Raw genomic sequence first — 19,316 nt, 5'->3', positions numbered from 1 at the left:
CCGCACCCCGATCGACAGGAATCCGACCGACCGGAATCCGATCGACCCAATCTCTTTTTCGTCGGCCTGATGGGCGCCGGCAAGACTACCGTGGGTCGCACGGTGGCGCGGCGTCTGCATTATCCGTTTTTCGATTCCGATCACGAGATCGAAGCGCACTGTGGCGTGCGCATCCCGGTGATCTTCGAGGTCGAGGGCGAAGCCGGCTTCCGCGACCGCGAAGCCGCGATGATCCGCGAACTGGCCGGGCGCCAGGGCATCGTGCTGGCTACCGGCGGCGGCGCGGTGCTGCGCGCCGAAAACCGTGAGGTGCTGAAAGCCCGCGGCACCGTGGTCTATCTGCGCGCGAGCCCCCACGACCTGTGGCTGCGCACCCGCCATGACCGCAACCGCCCGCTGCTGCAGACCGAAGACCCCAAGGGCAAGCTTGAGGCGCTGTACGCCCAGCGCGACCCGCTCTACCGCGAGGTGGCGGATTTCATTATCGAAACCGGCAAGCCTTCGGTGGCGCAGCTTGCTAATATGGTGTTGATGCAACTTGAAATGGCCGGCTTTGCGATCGATCCCGCGCAACCGGCGCCGCAGGACCCCACCCATCCATGATCACGCTTGAAGTCGACCTGGGAGCGCGCAGCTACCCCATCCATATCGGTACCGGCCTGCTCGACAACGCCGAGCTGCTGCGCCCGCACGTGCGCGGCCAGCACGCCGTCATCGTCACCAACGAGACCGTGGGGCCGCTCTACGCGGCGCGCGTCGAGGCCAGCCTGAAGTCGCTCGGCAAGACCGTGCGCACGGTCACGCTGCCCGACGGCGAAGCCTTCAAGCAGTGGGAAACGCTGAACCTGATCTTCGACGCGCTGCTGCACGCCGGCGCCGACCGCAAGACCACGCTGGTCGCGCTGGGCGGCGGGGTTGTGGGCGACATGACCGGGTTTGCCGCCGCCTGCTATATGCGCGGCGTGCCGTTCATCCAGGTGCCGACCACGCTGCTGTCGCAGGTGGATTCGTCGGTGGGCGGCAAGACCGGCATCAACCACCCGCTCGGCAAGAACATGATCGGCGCGTTCCACCAGCCCAACGCGGTGATCGCCGATATCGACACGCTGCGCACGCTGCCCCCGCGCGAACTGGCCGCCGGCATGGCCGAGGTGATCAAGCACGGTGCCATCGCCGACGCCGAGTACTTTGCCTGGATCGAGCGCAATATCAAGGCGCTGAACGACTGCGATCCCGAGCTGATGGCGGTGGCGGTGCAACGCTCGTGTGAAATCAAGGCCGGCGTGGTGGCGCAGGACGAGCGCGAGGGCGGCCTGCGCGCCATCCTCAACTTTGGCCACACCTTCGGCCATGCGATCGAGGCCGGCATGGGCTACGGTGCCTGGCTGCACGGCGAGGCGGTGGGCTGCGGCATGGTGATGGCCGCCGACCTGTCGCACCGGCTCGGCTTTATCGATACCGAGACCCGCGCCCGCATCCGCGAACTGACGCTGGCAGCCAACCTGCCGGTGGTGGCGCCGGAACTGGGCACCGACCGTTATATCGAAATGATGAAGGTCGACAAGAAGGCCGAGGCTGGCAGCATCAAGTTCATCCTGCTAAAGAAGCTCGGCGAGGCGTTCATCACCACGGTGCCGGACGCCGACCTGCATGCCACGTTGCAGCACGCGGTGCTTAAACCTCCCACCGAGGCCACGGTCGCTTGACTGACCGGTTATGCCTCGCAACCCAGGCCCCCAAACCTCCAGCCAACGGATTGCCGCATGACCGACTTCGAAAGCCACCTCGCCCCATACGCCGCCCGCTCCGCGCAGACGCGCGGGCGAGTGCACGCCGAACCCGCGTCGCAGTCGCGCAGCGAATTCCAGCGCGACCGGGACCGCGTCATCCACAGCACCGCGTTCCGGCGGCTCGAATACAAGACCCAGGTCTTCGTCAACCATGAAGGGGACCTGTTCCGCACCCGGCTGACCCATAGCCTGGAGGTGGCGCAGATCGCCCGCTCGATCGCGCGCAACCTGCGGCTCAACGAAGACCTGGTCGAAGCCATCTCGCTGGCGCACGACCTTGGCCATACCCCTTTCGGCCACGCCGGGCAGGATGCGCTCAACGCCTGCATGAAGAACCATGGCGGCTTCGAGCACAACCTGCAGAGCTTGCTGGTGGTGGACGAGCTGGAAGAGCGCTATGGCGGCTTCAATGGCCTGAACCTGACGTTCGAGACGCGCGAGGGCATCCTGAAGCATTGCTCGCGCGTCAATGCCGCGGCGCTGGGCGAGCTGGGCCGGCGCTTCCTGGAGGGCACGCAGCCGTCGCTGGAGGCGCAGCTTGCCAACCTGGCCGACGAGATCGCCTACAACAACCACGATATCGACGATGGCCTGCGCTCCGGCCTGCTTACGCTGGAGCAGCTCGACGAGGTCCCGATGTGGGCGCGCCACCACGCGGAGGTGGCCGATGCCTTCCCCGGCGTGAATGGCCGGCGCGCCATCAACGAGACCGTTCGGCGCATGATCAATACGCTGATCGTCGACCTGATCGAGACCACCAGCCGCAATATCGCCGCCGCCAATCCTCGCAATATCGACGCGGTGCGAGCCGCCGGCCCGCTGGTGGGCTTCAGTCCCCAACTGCATGAGGAAGCCGCGGCATTGAAGCGCTTCCTGTTCCGGCACCTGTACCGGCATTACCTCGTCATGCGGATGTCGGCCAAGGCCCAGCGCATTGTCGGCGACCTGTTCGGGGCTTTCATGTCCGATCCTCGCCTGCTGCCGCCGCAGTACCAGGCCGGCCACGGCGCCGACCAGCCTCGGCTGATCGCGCATTACATCGCCGGCATGACGGACCGCTATGCGATCCGCGAGCACCGGCGCATCTTCGCGGTCAGCGAGGGCAACTGACGCAAGGAAGGGGCGTGGCCCTTCAGATAATTGGGGACGGATCAGGCTATCATGCGGGCATCGACGCTCGCATGACCTGACATGGCTCGCCTTCCCCGTTTCTCCCCCACCGGCTTTCCCGCCCTGGTGTTGCAGCGAGGCAACAACCGCCAGGACGTCTTCCTCGGCCCGGACGACTACCTGCACTACCTCGACTGCCTGCGCATGGCCGCGCGCGAGCATGACCTTGCGGTCCATGCCTATGCGCTGCGGCCCAATCATGTCCATCTTGTCGCGACGCCCAAGGGTCCGGATTCCCTCAGCCTGACCATGCAGGCGGTCGGCCGCCGCTATGCCCGCTACTTCAATCGTGTCGCCAATCGCACCGGCACGCTCTGGGAGGGACGCTTCCGCTCGGCCGTATTCGAACCGGCGCCCTGGATGCTGCCGGCCATGCTGTATGTCGAAGGCAACGCGCTGCGCGCGGGAGAGGTGTCGACCCCCGAGGCGGATCGCTGGAGCAGCTACCGTCATCACGCCGGTATTGAGGCGAGCCCGTTTGTGAGCGACCACTCCGTATATTGGGAACTGGGCAATACCCCGTTCGAGCGCCAGTCGAACTACCGCATGCTGACCGCCGAGGGGCTTTCCGGCCGCGCGCTCCAGACTCTGCGAAGCCACGCCCACAGCGGATGGCCCCTCGGCGACGAGGCATTCCTGGCGCAACTTGAGCGTGGCGCCACGCGACGGGTTCAGCCGTTGCCGAAAGGACGCCCCAAAAAGGTGCAATCCAATCCAGACGACGTGATGCCGGCCACGCAAAAATAATGTGTCCCCATTTAATCAAATCACCGAAACGGTGCGATATTAAATGTGTTCTGACCCCATTTAAAATTTTTGCGGGGTTTTCAGGTTTCCCATATAGTTGCTCCACCCACAGTCATTGTGCGGCGCGTCACGCTCGTGTACGCCGCTGCGGCCCGCAGACAGCTTCGTCCCCATTTCCCTTCCCGCCGGTCCACCGGTTTGGGTGGATATAAAGAAAGCGCGCGGTCCCCGTTCCGGTCGTCCAGCAGTTCGCGCAGCCTTCACCGGAATTCAGCCCGTGGACCAAATGAAGAACCTTTCGGCCCAAGCGCAGACCAGCGAGCAAATCAGCGAGTCTTCTTCCGCCCTCGACCTGCGTCCGCAGGCCCAAGGCATGTACGACCCCACCAACGAGCATGACGCCTGCGGCGTCGGCATGGTGGCGCACATCAAGGGCAAGAAGTCCCACGAGATCATTTCCCAGGGCCTGAAGATCCTCGAGAACCTGGACCACCGGGGCGCGGTCGGCGCGGACGCGCTGATGGGCGACGGTGCCGGTATCCTGATCCAGATTCCGGACCAGTTCTACCGCGAAGAAATGGCTGCGCAGGGAGTTAGCCTGCCGCCCGCCGGCGAATACGGCGTCGGCATGATCTTCCTGCCGAAGGAACACGCGTCGCGACTGGCCTGCGAGCAGGAACTGGAGCGCACGGTCCGCCTGGAAGGCCAGGTCGTGCTGGGCTGGCGCGACGTGCCGGTGGACTGCAACATGCCGATGTCTCCGACGGTGCGCAAGACCGAGCCGGTGATCCGCCAGATCTTCATCGGTCGCGGCCGCGACATCATGACCACGGACGCGCTGGAACGTAAGCTCTACGTCATCCGCAAGACCGCCAGCCACGCCATCCAGGCGCTCAAGCTCAAGCACGGCAAGGAATACTTCGTGCCGTCGATGTCGGCCCGTACCGTGGTGTACAAGGGCCTGCTGCTGGCCAACCAGGTCGGCGAGTACTACCTGGACCTGCAGGACCAGCGCGCCGTGTCGGCCCTGGCCCTGGTGCACCAGCGCTTCTCGACCAACACCTTCCCGGCCTGGGAACTGGCCCACCCGTACCGCATGGTCGCCCACAACGGCGAAATCAACACGGTCAAGGGCAACGTCAACTGGATCAACGCCCGTACCGGCGCGATCTCGTCGCCGGTGCTGGGCGACGACCTGCCCAAGCTGTGGCCGCTGATCTACCCGGGCCAGTCCGACACGGCATCGTTCGACAACTGCCTCGAACTGCTGACGATGGCCGGCTACCCTCTCGTCCACGCGATGATGATGATGATCCCGGAAGCCTGGGAACAGCACACGCTGATGGACGACAACCGTCGCGCCTTCTACGAGTACCACGCCGCCATGATGGAGCCGTGGGACGGCCCCGCCGCGATCTGCTTCACCGATGGCCGCCAGATCGGCGCCACGCTGGACCGCAACGGCCTGCGCCCGGCACGTTTCTACGTGACCGAGGACGACGTCGTGGTGCTGGCCTCGGAAGCCGGCGTGCTGCCGTTCCCCGAGTCGCGCATCGTCGAGAAGTGGCGCCTGCAGCCGGGCAAGATGTTCCTGATCGACATGGAGCAGGGCCGCATCATCGACGACAAGGAACTCAAGGACAACCTGGCCAACGCCAAGCCGTACAAGAGCTGGATCGACGCCGTCCGGATCAAGCTGGACGAGATCGACGCCAAGCCGGAAGACGTCGCCGCCGAGAAGAAGCCGGTGGCCAAGCTGCTGGATCGCCAGCAAGCCTTCGGCTACACCCAGGAAGACGTCAAGTTCCTGATGGCGCCGATGGCGCTGGCCGGCGAAGAAGCCACCGGCTCGATGGGCAACGACTCGCCGCTGGCGATCCTGTCGTCCAAGAACAAGACGCTGTACCACTACTTCAAGCAGCTGTTCGCGCAGGTCACCAACCCGCCGATCGACCCGATCCGCGAGAACATGGTGATGTCGCTGGTGTCGTTCATCGGCCCGAAGCCGAACCTGCTGGAGCTGAACAACATCAACCCGCCGATGCGCCTCGAAGTGTCCCAGCCCGTGCTGGACTTCAAGGACATCGCCAAGATCCGCAACATCGAGCACTACACCGGCGGCAAGTTCCGTTCGTATGAACTGAACATCTGCTACCCGACCGCGTGGGGCAAGGAAGGCATCGAAGCGCGCCTGGCCTCGCTGTGCGCCGAAGCCGTCGATGCGGTGCGTTCGGGCTACAACATCCTGATCGTGACCGACCGCCCGGTGGATGCCGACCATGTCGCCATCCCGGCTCTGCTGGCCACGTCCGCGATCCACCACCACCTGGTGGAGAAGGGCCTGCGCACGTCCACCGGCCTGGTAGTCGAGACCGGCACCGCGCGTGAAGTGCATCACTTCGCACTGCTGGCCGGCTACGGCGCGGAAGCCGTGCACCCGTACCTGGCGATGGAAACCCTGGCCGACATGGCCAGCGGCCTGTCGGGCGACCTGTCGCCGGAGAAGGCGGTCAAGAACTTCGTCAAGGCGGTCGGCAAGGGCCTGTTCAAGGTGATGTCCAAGATGGGCATCTCCACCTACATGTCGTACACCGGCGCGCAGATCTTCGAAGCCATCGGCCTGTCGCGCGAACTGGTGCAAAAGTACTTCCACGGCACGCCGTCGAACGTCGAGGGCATCGGCATCTTCGAAGTGGCCGAGGAAGCGCTGCGCCTGCACACGGACGCCTTCGGCAACAGCCCGGTGCTGGAGAACATGCTGGACGCCGGCGGCGAGTACGCCTTCCGCATCCGCGGCGAAGAGCACATGTGGACCCCGGACTCGATCGCCAAGCTGCAGCACTCGGTGCGCGCCGACGACGGCAAGGGCGCCTACCAGACGTACAAGGAATACGCCAACATCATCAACGACCAGAGCAAGCGCCACATGACGCTGCGCGGTCTGTTCGAGTTCAAGGTCGATCCGGCCAAGGCGATTCCGCTGGAAGAAGTCGAGCCCGCCAAGGAGATCGTGCGGCGTTTCGCCACCGGCGCGATGTCGCTCGGCTCGATCTCGACCGAAGCCCATGCCACGCTGGCCGTGGCGATGAACCGCATCGGCGGCAAGTCGAACACCGGCGAAGGCGGCGAAGACGAGAAGCGCTATCGCAATGAACTGCGCGGCATCCCCATCAAGCAGGGCGACAGCCTGAAGAGCCTGCTCGGCGACGTGGTCGAGGCCGACCTGCCGCTGCAGGATGGCGACTCGCTGCGCTCGAAGATCAAACAGGTGGCGTCGGGCCGCTTCGGCGTGACCGCCGAGTACCTGGCTTCCGCAGACCAGATTCAGATCAAGATGGCGCAGGGCGCCAAGCCGGGCGAAGGCGGCCAGCTGCCGGGCCACAAGGTCTCGGACTACATCGGCAAGCTGCGTTACTCGGTGCCGGGCGTGGGCCTGATCTCGCCGCCGCCGCACCATGACATCTACTCGATCGAGGACCTGGCGCAGCTGATCCACGACCTGAAGAATGTCAACCCGTCGTCGGATATCTCGGTCAAGCTGGTGTCCGAAGTGGGCGTCGGCACGGTGGCCGCGGGCGTGTCCAAGGCCAAGGCGGATCACGTCGTGATCGCGGGCCATGATGGCGGCACCGGCGCCTCGCCGTGGTCGTCGATCAAGCACGCCGGCACGCCGTGGGAGCTGGGCCTGGCCGAGACGCAGCAGACGCTGCTGCTCAACGGCCTGCGCAACCGCATCCGCGTGCAGGCTGACGGCCAGATGAAGACCGGCCGCGACGTCGTCATCGGCGCGCTGCTGGGCGCCGACGAATTCGGCTTCGCCACGGCACCGCTGGTCGCCGAGGGCTGCATCATGATGCGCAAGTGCCACCTGAACACCTGTCCGGTGGGTGTGGCCACGCAGGATCCGCAGCTGCGCAAGAAGTTCCAGGGCAAGCCGGAGCACGTGGTCAACTTCTTCTTCTTTGTTGCCGAAGAAGCCCGCGAGATCATGGCCCAGCTGGGCATCCGCACCTTCGACGAGCTGATCGGCCGCGCCGACCTGCTCGACACCAAGGCTGGCATCGAGCACTGGAAGGCGCGCGGCCTGGACTTCAGCCGCATCTTCCACCAGGTGTCGCTGGGCGCGGACGTGCCGCTGTACCACACCGACGTGCAGGATCACGGCCTGTCGCAGGAAGCCGGCAAGGCGCTGGACCACGTGCTGATCGCCAAGGCCCGCCCGGCGATCGAGAAGGGCGAGCGCGTGTCGTTCATCCAGCCGGTCAAGAACGTCAACCGCACCGTCGGCGCGATGCTGTCCGGCGTGGTGGCCAAGCAGTACGGCCACGAAGGCCTGCCCGACGACACCATCCACATCCAGCTTCAAGGCACGGCCGGCCAGTCGTTCGGCGCGTTCCTGGCGCATGGCATCACGCTGGACCTGGTGGGCGACGGCAACGACTATGTCGGCAAGGGCCTGTCGGGCGGCCGCGTGATCGTGCGTGCCCCGCACGAGTTCCGCGGCGATCCGACCCGCAACATCATCGTCGGCAACACCGTGCTGTACGGTGCCATTGCCGGTGAAGCGTTCTTCAACGGCGTGGCCGGCGAGCGCTTTGCGGTGCGCAACTCCGGCGCCGTGGCGGTGGTGGAAGGCACCGGCGACCACGGTTGCGAGTACATGACCGGCGGCACGGTGGTGGTGCTGGGCGGCACCGGCCGCAACTTCGCGGCCGGGATGTCGGGCGGCGTGGCCTACGTCTATGACGAGGACGGCCTGTTCGACAAGCGCTGCAATACCTCGATGGTGGCGCTGGAAGCGGTGCTGGCCTCGGCCGACCAGGAGAAGGGCCAGCCCCAGGCTTCGTGGCACAAGGTCGACGGCAAGCGCGTGCTGGATGAAGTCATCCTGCGCAACCTGATCGAGCAGCACTTCCGCTACACCGGTTCCGAGCGCGCCAAGGCGCTGCTGGCTGACTGGACCACGGCACGCCGCAAGTTCGTCAAGGTCTTCCCGACCGAGTACAAGCGCGCGCTGGGCGAGATGTACGCCAAGGAACAGGCAGCCCGCGACAGCGACCGCGAAGCCATCGCGGCCTGAGCGCAGCAAACCAACGTAGCGATGGGCCGCGGCAAGCCGCGGCGGCCCTGACAAGATACTGACCCCACCGCAGGGCCGGCGAAGCCGCCGGTCCCGCGCAGCATGACCAAGGACGCAACATGGGTAAGGCGACTGGCTTTCTCGAATTTCCGCGCCAGAATGAGGGCTACGAACCGGTAGTCAAGCGCGTGAAGCACTACAAGGAATTCGTGTTCGCGCTGTCCGACAGCGAAGCGAAGCTCCAGGGTGCGCGCTGCATGGACTGCGGCATCCCGTTCTGCAACAACGGCTGCCCGGTCAACAACATCATCCCCGACTTCAACGACCTGGTGTACCGCCAGGACTGGAAGTCGGCGATCGAGGTGCTGCACCAGACCAACAACTTCCCCGAGTTCACCGGCCGCATCTGCCCGGCACCGTGCGAGGCCGCCTGCACGCTGGGCATCAACGAGCTGCCCGTGGGCATCAAGTCGATCGAGCACGCCATCATCGACAAGGCCTGGGAAGAAGGCTGGGTGGCACCGCAGCTGCCGCGCCACAAGACCGGCAAGACCGTCGCCGTGGTCGGCTCCGGCCCCGCCGGCATGGCTGCCGCGCAGCAGCTGGCACGTGCCGGCCATGACGTGACCGTGTTCGAAAAGAACGACCGCATCGGCGGCCTGCTGCGCTACGGCATCCCCGACTTCAAGATGGAGAAGTCGCTGATCGACCGCCGCATGGAACAGATGCAGGCAGAAGGCGTGACCTTCCGCGCCGGCGTGATGGTGACCGATGGCGAACTGCCGGCCGGTATCAAGAACTATGCGCGTGAAACCATCTCGGCCCAGGCCCTGATGGACCAGTTCGACGCCGTGGTGCTGGCAGGCGGCGCGGAAGTGCCGCGCGACCTGCCGGTACCGGGCCGCGACCTGAACGGCATCCACTTCGCGCTGGAAATGCTGATTCCGCAGAACAAGGAAGTGGCTGGCGATGGCGCCAACGACATCCGCGCCGAAGGCAAGAACGTGATCGTGATCGGTGGCGGCGATACCGGTTCGGACTGCGTGGGCACGTCCAATCGCCACGGCGCCACCTCGGTGACCCAGTTCGAACTGCTGCCGCAGCCGCCGGAAGAAGAGAACAAGCCGCTGGTGTGGCCGTACTGGCCGATCAAGCTGCGCACCTCGTCCTCGCACGATGAAGGCTGCGAGCGCGACTGGTCGGTCGCCACCAAGGAATTCATCGGCGAGAACGGCAAGGTCACCGCGCTGAAGGCTTGCCGCGTCGAGTGGAAGGATGGCCGCATGCAGGAAGTGGAAGGCAGCGAGTTCATCCTGCCGGCCGACCTGGTGCTGCTGGCGATGGGCTTCACCAACCCGGTGGGCTCGATGCTGGAAGCCTTCGGCGTCGACACCGATGCACGCAAGAACGCCAAGGCCGCGACCGAGGGCGAGCGCGCGTACCACACCAACGTGCCCAAGGTGTTCGCCGCCGGTGACGTGCGCCGTGGCCAGTCGCTGGTGGTGTGGGCCATCCGCGAAGGCCGCCAGGCCGCGCGTTCGGTCGATGCGTTCCTGATGGGGCATACCGACCTGCCGCGCTGATCCGCAGGTCACTGCCGCAACAAAAAAGCCCGCCCGGCGCAAGCCGGCGGGCTTTTTTTCGTTGCGGACGCGGCGCTGCGGCGGGCCTCAGCCGGCTAGCGTCTTTTCCATCAGGACCGCGGCCGCACCATAGTCCGCCAGCTTGCGGGCGTGCCGCGCAGCGGTCTCCGCCGCCACTGGCGCGTACCCGAGCCTGCGCCACCACGGCGCCGCCGACTGTACGGCAATCAGCCGCGAATGCTGCAGTCTGGCTGCCACCGCGGCCGCCTGCGCCGCCGCGTACAGGCGTGGCGCCAGCCCGCGGCTGCGGCCCGCGGGCGCCACGGCCATGTCGTGGACGAACCATGTCAGGGACGCCGGCGTTGGCGCCTGGCGCCAGCCGTCGTCGAGCACGCCATCGAGCGGGGGCAGGCTGGTCTCGGGCCAGGCGTGGGTGAACAGGTAGGCGGCCAGGGCACCGGGCCGGTGCGGATCGTCGGCGACCCAGCAGGTGGTGGGGGAGAGCGCCAGCCGGCTGGCCAGCGCGTCGCAGCTTTCCAGCAGCACCTCGGTATAGCAGGTGGCCTGCACGTCCATCACGGCGGGCAGGTCGGCGGCCACCATGGGCCGCAGGGGAAACATCGTCATCGCGCGATTATAGACCGCGGCCCATGCCGGTTCGGGTTGGAGGCGGGGCTGCCGCCGGACCTGGCAATGGCGCGTTTGGCAAGGCTGGGCAAGGCCTTCAGGGTTCTCCCGGCTATGGTTTACGTGCCTGTGGCCGTCCGGGCAATGTACTTACAATTTTCAAAAAACAACTCACGGAAACCGCCTCGCGAATCCTTTTTCCCCAGAACCAGCTCGCCGTCCCCTCAGGGGATGGGTGGGAGGAAATTGATGACCGAAGTGCGCAATATGCCGCAGCTTTGGCGAGGTAAAGCAAAGCTAGCGTCGTGGCAATCCGCATGGGCGTTGCTCCGGCGCTGGCTCAAGCCTTTCCTGTGCCTCTATGTCCTGGGCTGTGCCACGCTCGCGCTCGCCGTGCCCGCGACGCCGGCGATAGCCGGGCCGCAGCTGGTACGCAGCATGTCGTTCCCGAACCGGCCGATGCGCCTGATCGTGCCGTTCCCGGCCGGCGGCGTGGCCGACGCGGTCGCCCGTCTGCTGGCGGAGCGCCTGTCGGAGCGGCTTGGCGTGCCGATGGAGGTCGACAACCGCCCCGGCGCAGCCGGTACCACCGCCGGCGATGTCGTCGCCAAGGCCAGTTCGGACGGGCATACGCTGCTGTTCCACCAGGCCAACATGCTGATCCAGCCGGGCCTGGAGCCCGTGCCCTATGACGTGGTGCGCGATTTCACCCCGGTGGCGCGGGTCGCCACCACACCGCTGTTCCTGGTGATCGACGCCCGGCTGCCGATGCGTACGACGGAGCAATGGATGACCGCGGTGAAATCCAGCCCGGCTTCCTACAGCTACGGCTATGGCCAGCCGGGCAGCCCTTCGCACCTGTACGCCGAGTACGCCGTGCGCGGCATCCGCAACGGCGTGCCGCTGGTCACCGCCAAGGGCGAGGCCGCGGTGGTGCAGGAGATGCTTGCCGGCCGGATCAGCGCCTGCTTCTGTTCGTTCGCCGCGGTGCAGAGCCAGGTCCGCAGCGGCGGGCTGCGGCTGATCGGCGTGACCGGCGTGGCCCGCTCGCCGCTGGCGCCGCTGGTGCCGACGCTGCAGGAGTCGGGGCTGGAAGGGTATGCGGCCGCGGCCTGGTTCGGCGTGATGGCGCCCGCCAAGACGCCGCGGGCGATCGTTTCGCGGCTGGCAGTCGAGCTCGATGCGGTGATGTCCGAGCGCGAGGTGCGCTCACGGCTGCAGGCCGCCGGACTGACCACGCTGCGCGATTCGCCGGAGGCCTTTGCCACGGCCATCCGTTCAGAATCGATCCAGTGGCAGGTCATCCTGCGGGACGTCAGCCAGGTGCAAGAACCCTGAAGCGAGAGTTTTCGCTCGCAGAATAAGACGCTTTCCTATTGCATCGGTCGGCAGCGATGTGGTGCCCGGCACACGGGTGCCAGCAGGGCTAGGTAGTACACCTTATAATGCGCCCCTGTCCCGACCGGTGCCAACGTGACCGACCCTGCTCAAAACCTCGTCGAACTGAATGCGGTGGATTTCGCTTATGCGGACCACGGCAAGCCCATCCTGTCCGGCCTCACCATGCAATTCCCGCGTGGCAAGGTGATCGCGGTGATGGGCGGTTCGGGGTGCGGCAAGACCACGGTGCTGCGGCTGATCGGCGGCCAGGTGCGCCCGCAGGCGGGCTCGGTCCGCTTCGACGGCACCGATATCCACCGGCTCGATACCCGCGGACTGTATGCGGTACGGCGCCAGATGGGCATGCTGTTCCAGTTCGGCGCGCTGTTTACCGATCTGTCGGTCTTCGACAATGTGGCCTTTCCGCTGCGCGAGCATACCGACCTGCCGGATTCGATGATCCGCGACCTGGTGCTGATGAAGCTGAACGCGGTCGGCCTGCGCGGCGCCCGCGGCCTGATGCCGTCGCAGATCTCCGGCGGCATGGCGCGGCGCGTGGCGCTTGCGCGCGCGATCGCGCTCGATCCCGCGCTGCTGATGTATGACGAGCCCTTCGCCGGCCTCGACCCGATCTCGCTCGGCCTGACCGCCCGCCTGATCCGCAGCCTCAACGACGCACTCGGCGCGACCACGATCATCGTCTCGCACGACGTGCACGAGACCTTCCAGATCGCCGACTACGTGTATTTCATTGCCGACGGGCGCATCGCCGCGCAGGGCGAGCCCGAGGCGCTGCGCGCCTCCACCGACCCGTTCGTGCACCAGTTCGTCCACGCCGAGGCGGACGGCCCGGTGCCGTTCCACTACCCGGGACCGTCGCTGGCCGAAGACTTTGCCGGAGGCGCGCGGTGATCGGTTTCCTTGCCACCATCGGCGCGGCGGTGCGCCGCAGCGTGACTGGCCTGGGCCATGCCACGCGTATGTTCCTGACCGTGCTGGGCCTGTCGCCGGCGCTGCTGCGCCGCTTCCGGCTGGTGACCGACCAGGTTTTCTTTGTCGGCAACCTGTCGCTGGTGATCATCGCCGTGTCTGGCCTGTTCGTCGGCTTCGTGCTCGGGCTGCAGGGCTATTACACGCTGAACCGCTACGGCTCGGAGCAGGCGCTGGGCCTGCTGGTGGCGCTGTCGCTGGTGCGCGAACTGGGGCCGGTGGTGACCGCGCTGCTGTTTGCGGGCCGCGCCGGCACCTCGCTGACCGCCGAGATCGGCCTGATGAAGGCGGGCGAGCAACTGACCGCGATGGAAATGATGGCGGTGAACCCGCTGCAGCGCGTGGTCGCGCCGCGTTTCTGGGCGGGCGTGATCGCCATGCCGGTGCTGGCGGCGATCTTCAGCGCGGTGGGCATCCTGGGCGGCTACGTGGTCGGCGTGCAGCTGATCGGGGTCGACGCCGGCGCTTTCTGGTCGCAGATGCAGGGCGGCGTCGACGTGCGCGCCGACGTGCTCAATGGCGTGATCAAGAGCTTTATTTTCGGCATAGCCGTGACGTTCATCGCCTTGTACCAGGGTTTCGAGGCCAAGCCGACGCCCGAAGGCGTCTCGCGCGCGACCACCCGCACCGTGGTGATCGCGTCGCTGGCGGTACTGGGGCTGGATTTCCTGCTGACCGCGCTGATGTTCAGCAACTGAGGCTGGGCCAGGGGCGCGGGCGAGACTGACAAAAAAGGCAGCGACAAGACACTACGGGGTTGAAGAAGAGAATCCGATGAAAAAGATCACACTCGATTTCTGGGTGGGGCTGTTCGTGGCGGCGGGGTTTGTGGCCCTGCTGTTCCTGGCCCTCAAGGCGGGAAACATGAGCGCCTTCACCTTCCAGGACACTTACAGCGTGCAGGCCCGCTTCGACAATATCGGCGGGCTCAAGCCGCGCGCGCCGGTCAAGAGTGCCGGCGTGGTGGTCGGGCGTGTCGCGGCGATCCGCTTCGACGACAAGACCTACCAGGCCACCGTCGAGATGAATCTGGAGAAGCGCTACCAGTTTCCCAAGGACACCTCGGCCAAGATCCTGACTTCGGGCCTGCTGGGCGAGCAGTACATCGGCCTGGAAGCCGGTGGCGACACCGCGATGCTGGCCGATGGCGCCCGCATCACCATGACGCAATCCGCGGTGGTGCTCGAAAACCTGATCGGCCAGTTCCTATACAACAAGGCGGCGGATGCCGGTGCCAGCGGCTCGCCCGCGGCCGGCGCCAGCGCGCCGGCGCTGGGTGGGGATGCCAAATGAGCGTTCCCCCCGTCAAGCCGGGCCGCGCCGCGCGCCGCCCGGTGGCAGGCCTGATGGCCGCGGCGGCAGCCGCTGCGCTGCTCGCAGGCTGTGCCACCGGCCCCACGGCCAACCCGAAGGATCCGCTCGAGCCCTTTAACCGCGAAGTCTCGAAGATCAACGAGGACTTCGACAAAGGCATCCTGCGCCCGGTGGCCGAGATCTACGCCGACTACATGCCGACACCGGTGCAGCGCGCGGTGGAAAACTTCTTCTCCAACGTTAGCGATGCGTATTCGGCGGTGAACAACCTGCTGCAGGGCAAGCCCACGCGCGCCGCCGAGGATTCGATGCGGGTCGCGATGAACTCCGTGCTGGGCCTGGGCGGCCTGATCGACATCGCCACGCCGGCCGGCCTGCCCAAGTACAAGGAAGACTTCGGCCAGACGCTGGGTGTGTGGGGCGTGCCGCCAGGCCCGTACCTGGTGCTGCCGCTGTTCGGCCCGAGCTCGGTGCGCGATACCGGCGGCATGCTGGTGGATCGCCAGTTCGACCCGTCGGCCTATATTTACCCGGTATCGCTGCGCAATTCGCTGACCGGCGTGCGCATCGTCGCGGGCCGCGCGCAACTGCTGGGCGCCAGCAACCTGCTGGAGCAGGCGGCGCTGGACAAGTATTCCTTCCTGCGCGACTCCTACCTGCAGCGGCGCCAGTACCTGGTGTACGACGGCAATCCGCCGGAAGCTGACGGCGATGCGGACAGGGATGGCGCCGCACCCGCAGCGCCGGCTGTCCCCGCGGACGCCGAGGGCGAGAAGCCTGCCGGCGCCACCACGCCTGCGGCGCCGGCGCCCGGCGCACAAGCGGCGGATGCGTCCGCACCCGCGGCCACGCCGCCGGCCGATGCCTCCGCGCCTGTCGCGACGCCGCCCAAGGGCGACATCCAGCCGGAAAGCCAGAGCCTGCCGGTGCCGACGGTGGAGCCGATGCAGCGTATCGTCCCGGGCGTGATCCGGATTCGCTGAGCTTGTTGCGCCAGTCCCGACGGGCTGGCGCCAGGCTGTGAAAGTCCTGTCAGGGCTGAAACAATTTGTTTGTAAGTGGCGGGAAAGGCGCTGGCGCGAGCAACTCGCCAGCCGTGCTTATGTTCCAATCACCGCAAGGCCGCTGCCGCCAGGCGGCGCTCGTCCGGTGACCTCGCCGGCAAACGTCTTTGAGAAAGAAGGAAAAATCCATGATTAAGCGACTGTTGGTCCCCTTCCTTACGGTAGTAGCCTTCGCCGGCGCTGCCCATGCACAGGTGTCGGGCACGGACGCCGCCACTCCGGACGGGCTGGTCAAGGCCGTGGTCAACGACGTCATGACGACTGTCAAGGCCGACAAGGACATGCAGGCCGGCAATATCGCCAAGATCACCGCGCTGGTCGAGCAGAAGATCATCCCGAACGCCAATTTCCAGAAGACCACGCAGATCGCGATGGGCCGCAACTGGTCGAAGGCGACGCCCGAGCAGCAGAAGCAGATCACCGAAGAGTTCAAGACCTTGCTGATCCGCACTTACGCCGGCGCCATCGCCCAGATCCGCGACCAGGCCGTGCAATACCGCCCGTACCGCGGCACGCCTGAGGACACTGATGCCACCATCCGCACCCAGGTCATCAACAAGGGCGAGCCGATCCAGATGGACTACCGCCTGGAGAAGACCGCGAACGGCTGGAAAGTCTACGACATCAACGTGCTGGGCGCGTGGCTGACCGAGGCCTACAAGGGCAGCTTCAACACCATCGTCGGCCAGCAGGGCGTCGAGGGCGTGATCAAGACGCTGCAAGACCGCAACCGCCAGCTGGCCAACGCAAAGAGCTAAGTCGCGGCGAGCGCGCGCCGCTGCAATGCAGCACGGCGCGCCGATCTTGCACTACAATGGCCGTTCGCGGCACTGGTTCCCGCCTCAGCGCGGGAGCTTTTGTTTGCGCCCGCATTGCCATCCATCCACATCGCCTGCGCTTCCTGACGCCACCATGCTTTCGCTGGGTACCTCGCTGACCAACCAGAACGCCGCCGCCGTGCTGCGCGACGGGCTGGCGCGCGTGGCGCAGGGGGAGACGCAGGTTGATTGCACGGGCCTGGCGCAGGTGGATTCTTCCGCGGTTGCCATACTGTTGGCGTGGCATCGTGCCGCAGCCGCCCGCAATCTGGCGCTGACGCTGCGCGGGGTGCCGGCGCAACTGTCGCAGCTGGCCAACCTGTATGGTGTCGACGGCCTGCTGGGCCTGGCGAACGACGTCGACCCGCTTTCCCGTCCCGGCCACCACCACCGACATTGATCCGGCATCGCCGGGCGCAGCGATTGCGCCCGAACGCGATGCCCCGGCGACGCCTGGTGCGGTCGCCGCGCCCAGCGGGCGGTCCGGTGGGGGATCAAGCGGGACCTACCCCGCATCCCCTATAATTCCGGGTTGTTCGCCCTTTCCCCCGCCTGATTCCGGTGCATGCCAAGCCGGCCCAGGAAATCCGGGCACGCAGTAGCTCCCCATTTCAGGCGGCTGGCCCCCAAAAAAGGCCGGGCATGCCACACACAATCGGCCATGAAAGCCATTGAAATCCACGACGTTCGCAAGCGCTACAGCAACCTGCAGGCGCTCAAGGGCGTCAGCTTCACCGTCGAACGCGGCGAATTCTTCGGCCTGCTCGGGCCGAACGGCGCCGGCAAGACCACGCTGATCTCGATCCTCGCCGGCCTGAACCGCGCCGACTCCGGCCGCGTCCGTGTGCTGGGTCACGATGTCGTATCCGACTACCGGATGGCGCGGCGTATGCTTGGCGTGGTGCCGCAGGAGCTGGTGTTCGACCCGTTCTTCACGGTGCGCGAGACGCTGCGGCTGCAGTCCGGCTATTTCGGCCTGACCCGCAACGACGACTGGATCGACGAGATCATGGCCAACCTGGATCTGACCAGCAAGGCCGATTCCAATATGCGTCAGTTGTCGGGGGGGATGAAACGCCGCGTGCTGGTGGCTCAGGCGCTGGTACACCGCCCGCCGGTGATCGTGCTGGACGAGCCCACCGCCGGCGTCGACGTCGAGCTGCGCCAGACGCTGTGGAAGTTCATCTCGCGCCTGAACCGTGAGGGCCACACCATCATCCTCACCACGCACTACCTGGAAGAGGCCGAGGCGCTGTGCGACCGCATCGCCATGCTCAAGTTCGGCGAAGTGGTGGCGCTGGACCGCACCAGCAATCTCCTGACGCAGTTTGCGGGGCTGCAGCTGGTGCTGACTTTCGCGCAGGGCACCCTGCCGCAGGCGCTGGAGCCGTTGCGCATGCCGGCCAACCCGGGCGAGCGCGCGGTGCGGCTGCGGCTGTCCGGCTACCAGGCGGTCGAGCCAATCCTGGCCGCCTGCCGCGAAGCCGGCTGTGACATCGAAGACATGGAAATCAACAAGGCCGACCTCGAAGACGTGTTTGTTCAGATCATGCGCCGCGAGGGCCACATGCCGGGCGCGCTGCCCGACCCCGCCATGGAGGCCGCGGCATGAAGCAGCCTGGCGAAATCGAACTGGTGGAAGACGCCCGCCTGGGCCCGATGGCCGTCGGCGGCCTGGTCGGCTTCCGGACCCTGCTGTACAAGGAAGTGCTGCGCTTCTGGAAGGTCAGCTTCCAGACCGTGGCCGCGCCGGTGCTGACCGCGGTGCTGTACCTGCTGATCTTCGGCCACGTGCTGGAAGACCGCGTCAAGGTCTACGACCAGATCAGCTACACCGCCTTCCTGGTGCCCGGCCTGGTGATGATGAGCGTGCTGCAGAACGCCTTCGCCAACAGCTCGTCGTCGCTGATCCAGTCCAAGATCACCGGCAACCTGGTGTTCGTGCTGCTGCCGCCGCTGTCGCACTGGGAGATGTTCGGCGCCTATGTGCTCGCCTCGGTGATCCGCGGGCTGACCGTGGGCCTGGGCGTGCTGCTGGTGACGGCATGGTTTGCCAACCTGCATTTCGCCAACATCGGCTGGATCGTGGTGTTCGCGCTGCTGGGCGCAGGCATCCTCGGCACGCTCGGCCTGATCGCCGGCATCTGGGCCGAGAAGTTCGACCAGCTCGCCGCGTTCCAGAACTTCCTGATCATGCCGGCCACTTTCCTGTCCGGCGTGTTCTATTCGATCCATTCGCTGCCGGCCTTCTGGCAGGCGGTGTCCCATGCCAATCCGTTCTTCTACATGATCGACGGCTTCCGCTATGGCTTCTTCGGCGTCTCGGATGTGTCGCCGCTGTTCAGCCTGGCGGTGGTGGGATCGGCCTTCGTGGTGCTGGCGGCGCTGGCGCTGCGGCTGCTGAAGTCCGGCTACAAGCTGCGCCACTGAGCGCGGCCGCACTGACACTGCGCACTTACTGAATACGCTGAAGAGAACCTCATGCTGCCTACACCGGAACAAGTCAGGGAATACATTGCCCAAGGATTGCCCTGCGAACATCTGGAAGTCGAGGGCGACGGCCAGCACTTCTTTGCCACCATCGTCAGCGCCGAGTTCGAAGGCAAGCGGCTGATCCAGCGCCACCAGCGTGTCTATGCCGCCCTCGGCGACCGCATGCGCGCCGAGATCCATGCGCTGTCGATGAAGACGCTGACGCCCGCCGAGTGGCAGGCAGGCGAGGGCAAGTAGCCGGCCGTGCCGCACCGTGCCGC

General features: G+C 66.3%; 18 protein-coding genes. 17 read left to right on the top strand and 1 reads right to left on the bottom strand.

Going from position 1 to position 19,316, the window contains the following annotated elements; all coding sequences use genetic code 11:
* Nucleotides 1–69: 69 nt before the first annotated feature.
* The 6 genes from J8I82_RS22030 (at nt 70) to J8I82_RS22005 (ending at nt 10,370) form a co-directional block, all read left to right on the top strand.
* Nucleotides 70–603, top strand: coding sequence for a shikimate kinase (locus J8I82_RS22030; protein ID WP_035877764.1), 534 nt, complete (start codon nt 70–72; stop codon nt 601–603).
* Nucleotides 600–1,706 (top strand): 3-dehydroquinate synthase, encoded by a 1,107-nt coding sequence (gene aroB / locus J8I82_RS22025; RefSeq protein WP_209761032.1) that lies wholly within the window; start codon nt 600–602, stop codon nt 1,704–1,706. The genes J8I82_RS22030 and aroB overlap by 4 nt, the downstream gene beginning before the upstream one ends.
* Nucleotides 1,707–1,763: 57 nt before the next feature.
* Nucleotides 1,764–2,900 (top strand): deoxyguanosinetriphosphate triphosphohydrolase, encoded by a 1,137-nt coding sequence (locus tag J8I82_RS22020; RefSeq protein ID WP_209761031.1) that lies wholly within the window; start codon nt 1,764–1,766, stop codon nt 2,898–2,900.
* An 81-nt stretch (nt 2,901–2,981) separates the two neighbouring features.
* Nucleotides 2,982–3,707 (top strand): transposase, encoded by a 726-nt coding sequence (locus J8I82_RS22015; RefSeq protein WP_209761030.1) that lies wholly within the window; start codon nt 2,982–2,984, stop codon nt 3,705–3,707.
* A 286-nt stretch (nt 3,708–3,993) separates the two neighbouring features.
* The gene (locus J8I82_RS22010) at nt 3,994–8,787 is read left to right on the top strand and encodes a glutamate synthase-related protein (RefSeq protein ID WP_209761029.1); all 4,794 of its coding nucleotides are present in this window, start codon (nt 3,994–3,996) and stop codon (nt 8,785–8,787) included.
* 119 nt (nt 8,788–8,906) lie between these two features.
* Entirely contained in the window at nt 8,907–10,370 is a 1,464-nt protein-coding gene (locus J8I82_RS22005; RefSeq protein WP_209761028.1) for a glutamate synthase subunit beta, read from the top strand.
* 87 nt (nt 10,371–10,457) lie between these two features.
* Here the strand turns inward: J8I82_RS22005 and J8I82_RS22000 are convergent, their stop codons facing one another.
* The gene (locus tag J8I82_RS22000; protein WP_209761027.1) at nt 10,458–10,997 is read right to left on the bottom strand and encodes a GNAT family N-acetyltransferase; all 540 of its coding nucleotides are present in this window, start codon (nt 10,995–10,997) and stop codon (nt 10,458–10,460) included.
* Between the two features lie 249 nt (nt 10,998–11,246).
* Between J8I82_RS22000 and J8I82_RS21995 the strand changes: the two genes are divergently transcribed.
* The 11 genes from J8I82_RS21995 (at nt 11,247) to J8I82_RS21945 (ending at nt 19,293) form a co-directional block, all read left to right on the top strand.
* On the top strand, nt 11,247–12,335 hold the full coding sequence (locus J8I82_RS21995; RefSeq protein WP_209761026.1) for a Bug family tripartite tricarboxylate transporter substrate binding protein: 1,089 nt from the start codon (nt 11,247–11,249) through the stop codon (nt 12,333–12,335).
* Nucleotides 12,336–12,470: 135 nt separating this feature from the next.
* Complete coding sequence (locus tag J8I82_RS21990; RefSeq protein WP_209761025.1) at nt 12,471–13,289, top strand: ABC transporter ATP-binding protein; 819 nt, start codon at nt 12,471–12,473, stop codon at nt 13,287–13,289.
* A complete protein-coding gene (gene mlaE / locus J8I82_RS21985; RefSeq protein ID WP_209761024.1) occupies nt 13,286–14,065 on the top strand; it encodes a lipid asymmetry maintenance ABC transporter permease subunit MlaE in 780 nt (259 codons plus the stop codon). Before J8I82_RS21990 ends, mlaE begins: the two co-directional genes overlap by 4 nt.
* Before the next feature lie 76 nt (nt 14,066–14,141).
* Nucleotides 14,142–14,660, top strand: coding sequence for an outer membrane lipid asymmetry maintenance protein MlaD (gene mlaD / locus J8I82_RS21980; RefSeq protein ID WP_209761023.1), 519 nt, complete (start codon nt 14,142–14,144; stop codon nt 14,658–14,660).
* Nucleotides 14,657–15,664, top strand: a complete 1,008-nt coding sequence (locus tag J8I82_RS21975) for an MlaA family lipoprotein (RefSeq protein ID WP_209761022.1) — start codon at nt 14,657–14,659, stop codon at nt 15,662–15,664. Before mlaD ends, J8I82_RS21975 begins: the two co-directional genes overlap by 4 nt.
* Before the next feature lie 37 nt (nt 15,665–15,701).
* Nucleotides 15,702–15,881, top strand: a complete 180-nt coding sequence (locus J8I82_RS21970; RefSeq protein ID WP_209761021.1) for a hypothetical protein — start codon at nt 15,702–15,704, stop codon at nt 15,879–15,881.
* Nucleotides 15,874–16,503 (top strand): MlaC/ttg2D family ABC transporter substrate-binding protein, encoded by a 630-nt coding sequence (locus J8I82_RS21965; protein WP_133093457.1) that lies wholly within the window; start codon nt 15,874–15,876, stop codon nt 16,501–16,503. The genes J8I82_RS21970 and J8I82_RS21965 overlap by 8 nt, the downstream gene beginning before the upstream one ends.
* 154 nt (nt 16,504–16,657) lie before the next feature.
* Nucleotides 16,658–16,963, top strand: coding sequence for an STAS domain-containing protein (locus J8I82_RS21960; RefSeq protein WP_209761020.1), 306 nt, complete (start codon nt 16,658–16,660; stop codon nt 16,961–16,963).
* Between the two features lie 261 nt (nt 16,964–17,224).
* Nucleotides 17,225–18,175, top strand: a complete 951-nt coding sequence (locus J8I82_RS21955; protein ID WP_209761019.1) for an ABC transporter ATP-binding protein — start codon at nt 17,225–17,227, stop codon at nt 18,173–18,175.
* A complete protein-coding gene (locus tag J8I82_RS21950) occupies nt 18,172–18,993 on the top strand; it encodes an ABC transporter permease (RefSeq protein ID WP_209761018.1) in 822 nt (273 codons plus the stop codon). The genes J8I82_RS21955 and J8I82_RS21950 overlap by 4 nt, the downstream gene beginning before the upstream one ends.
* Before the next feature lie 51 nt (nt 18,994–19,044).
* Nucleotides 19,045–19,293, top strand: a complete 249-nt coding sequence (locus tag J8I82_RS21945; RefSeq protein ID WP_209761017.1) for a BolA family protein — start codon at nt 19,045–19,047, stop codon at nt 19,291–19,293.
* The last annotated feature ends 23 nt before the right edge of the window (nt 19,294–19,316 follow it).

Origin of the sequence: Cupriavidus consociatus (genome assembly GCF_017814975.1) — a bacterium.
GTDB classification, from domain to species: domain Bacteria; phylum Pseudomonadota; class Gammaproteobacteria; order Burkholderiales; family Burkholderiaceae; genus Cupriavidus; species Cupriavidus consociatus.
Note: the sequence above shows the minus strand (reverse complement) of the source record. Positions and strands in the feature narration are given on the sequence as shown.

Coding starts and splice junctions, on each gene's coding strand:
- J8I82_RS21965 (WP_133093457.1), top strand. CDS start 15,874: ATGATTAAGCGACTGTTGGTCCCCTTCCTTACGGTAGTAGCCTTCGCC.
- J8I82_RS21975 (WP_209761022.1), top strand. CDS start 14,657: ATGAGCGTTCCCCCCGTCAAGCCGGGCCGCGCCGCGCGCCGCCCGGTG.
- mlaD (WP_209761023.1), top strand. CDS start 14,142: ATGAAAAAGATCACACTCGATTTCTGGGTGGGGCTGTTCGTGGCGGCG.
- J8I82_RS22010 (WP_209761029.1), top strand. CDS start 3,994: ATGAAGAACCTTTCGGCCCAAGCGCAGACCAGCGAGCAAATCAGCGAG.
- J8I82_RS22000 (WP_209761027.1), bottom strand. CDS start 10,997: ATGACGATGTTTCCCCTGCGGCCCATGGTGGCCGCCGACCTGCCCGCC.
- J8I82_RS21995 (WP_209761026.1), top strand. CDS start 11,247: ATGACCGAAGTGCGCAATATGCCGCAGCTTTGGCGAGGTAAAGCAAAG.
- J8I82_RS21950 (WP_209761018.1), top strand. CDS start 18,172: ATGAAGCAGCCTGGCGAAATCGAACTGGTGGAAGACGCCCGCCTGGGC.
- J8I82_RS21945 (WP_209761017.1), top strand. CDS start 19,045: ATGCTGCCTACACCGGAACAAGTCAGGGAATACATTGCCCAAGGATTG.
- J8I82_RS21955 (WP_209761019.1), top strand. CDS start 17,225: ATGAAAGCCATTGAAATCCACGACGTTCGCAAGCGCTACAGCAACCTG.
- J8I82_RS22030 (WP_035877764.1), top strand. CDS start 70: ATGGGCGCCGGCAAGACTACCGTGGGTCGCACGGTGGCGCGGCGTCTG.
- aroB (WP_209761032.1), top strand. CDS start 600: ATGATCACGCTTGAAGTCGACCTGGGAGCGCGCAGCTACCCCATCCAT.
- J8I82_RS22020 (WP_209761031.1), top strand. CDS start 1,764: ATGACCGACTTCGAAAGCCACCTCGCCCCATACGCCGCCCGCTCCGCG.
- J8I82_RS22015 (WP_209761030.1), top strand. CDS start 2,982: ATGGCTCGCCTTCCCCGTTTCTCCCCCACCGGCTTTCCCGCCCTGGTG.
- J8I82_RS22005 (WP_209761028.1), top strand. CDS start 8,907: ATGGGTAAGGCGACTGGCTTTCTCGAATTTCCGCGCCAGAATGAGGGC.
- J8I82_RS21960 (WP_209761020.1), top strand. CDS start 16,658: ATGCTTTCGCTGGGTACCTCGCTGACCAACCAGAACGCCGCCGCCGTG.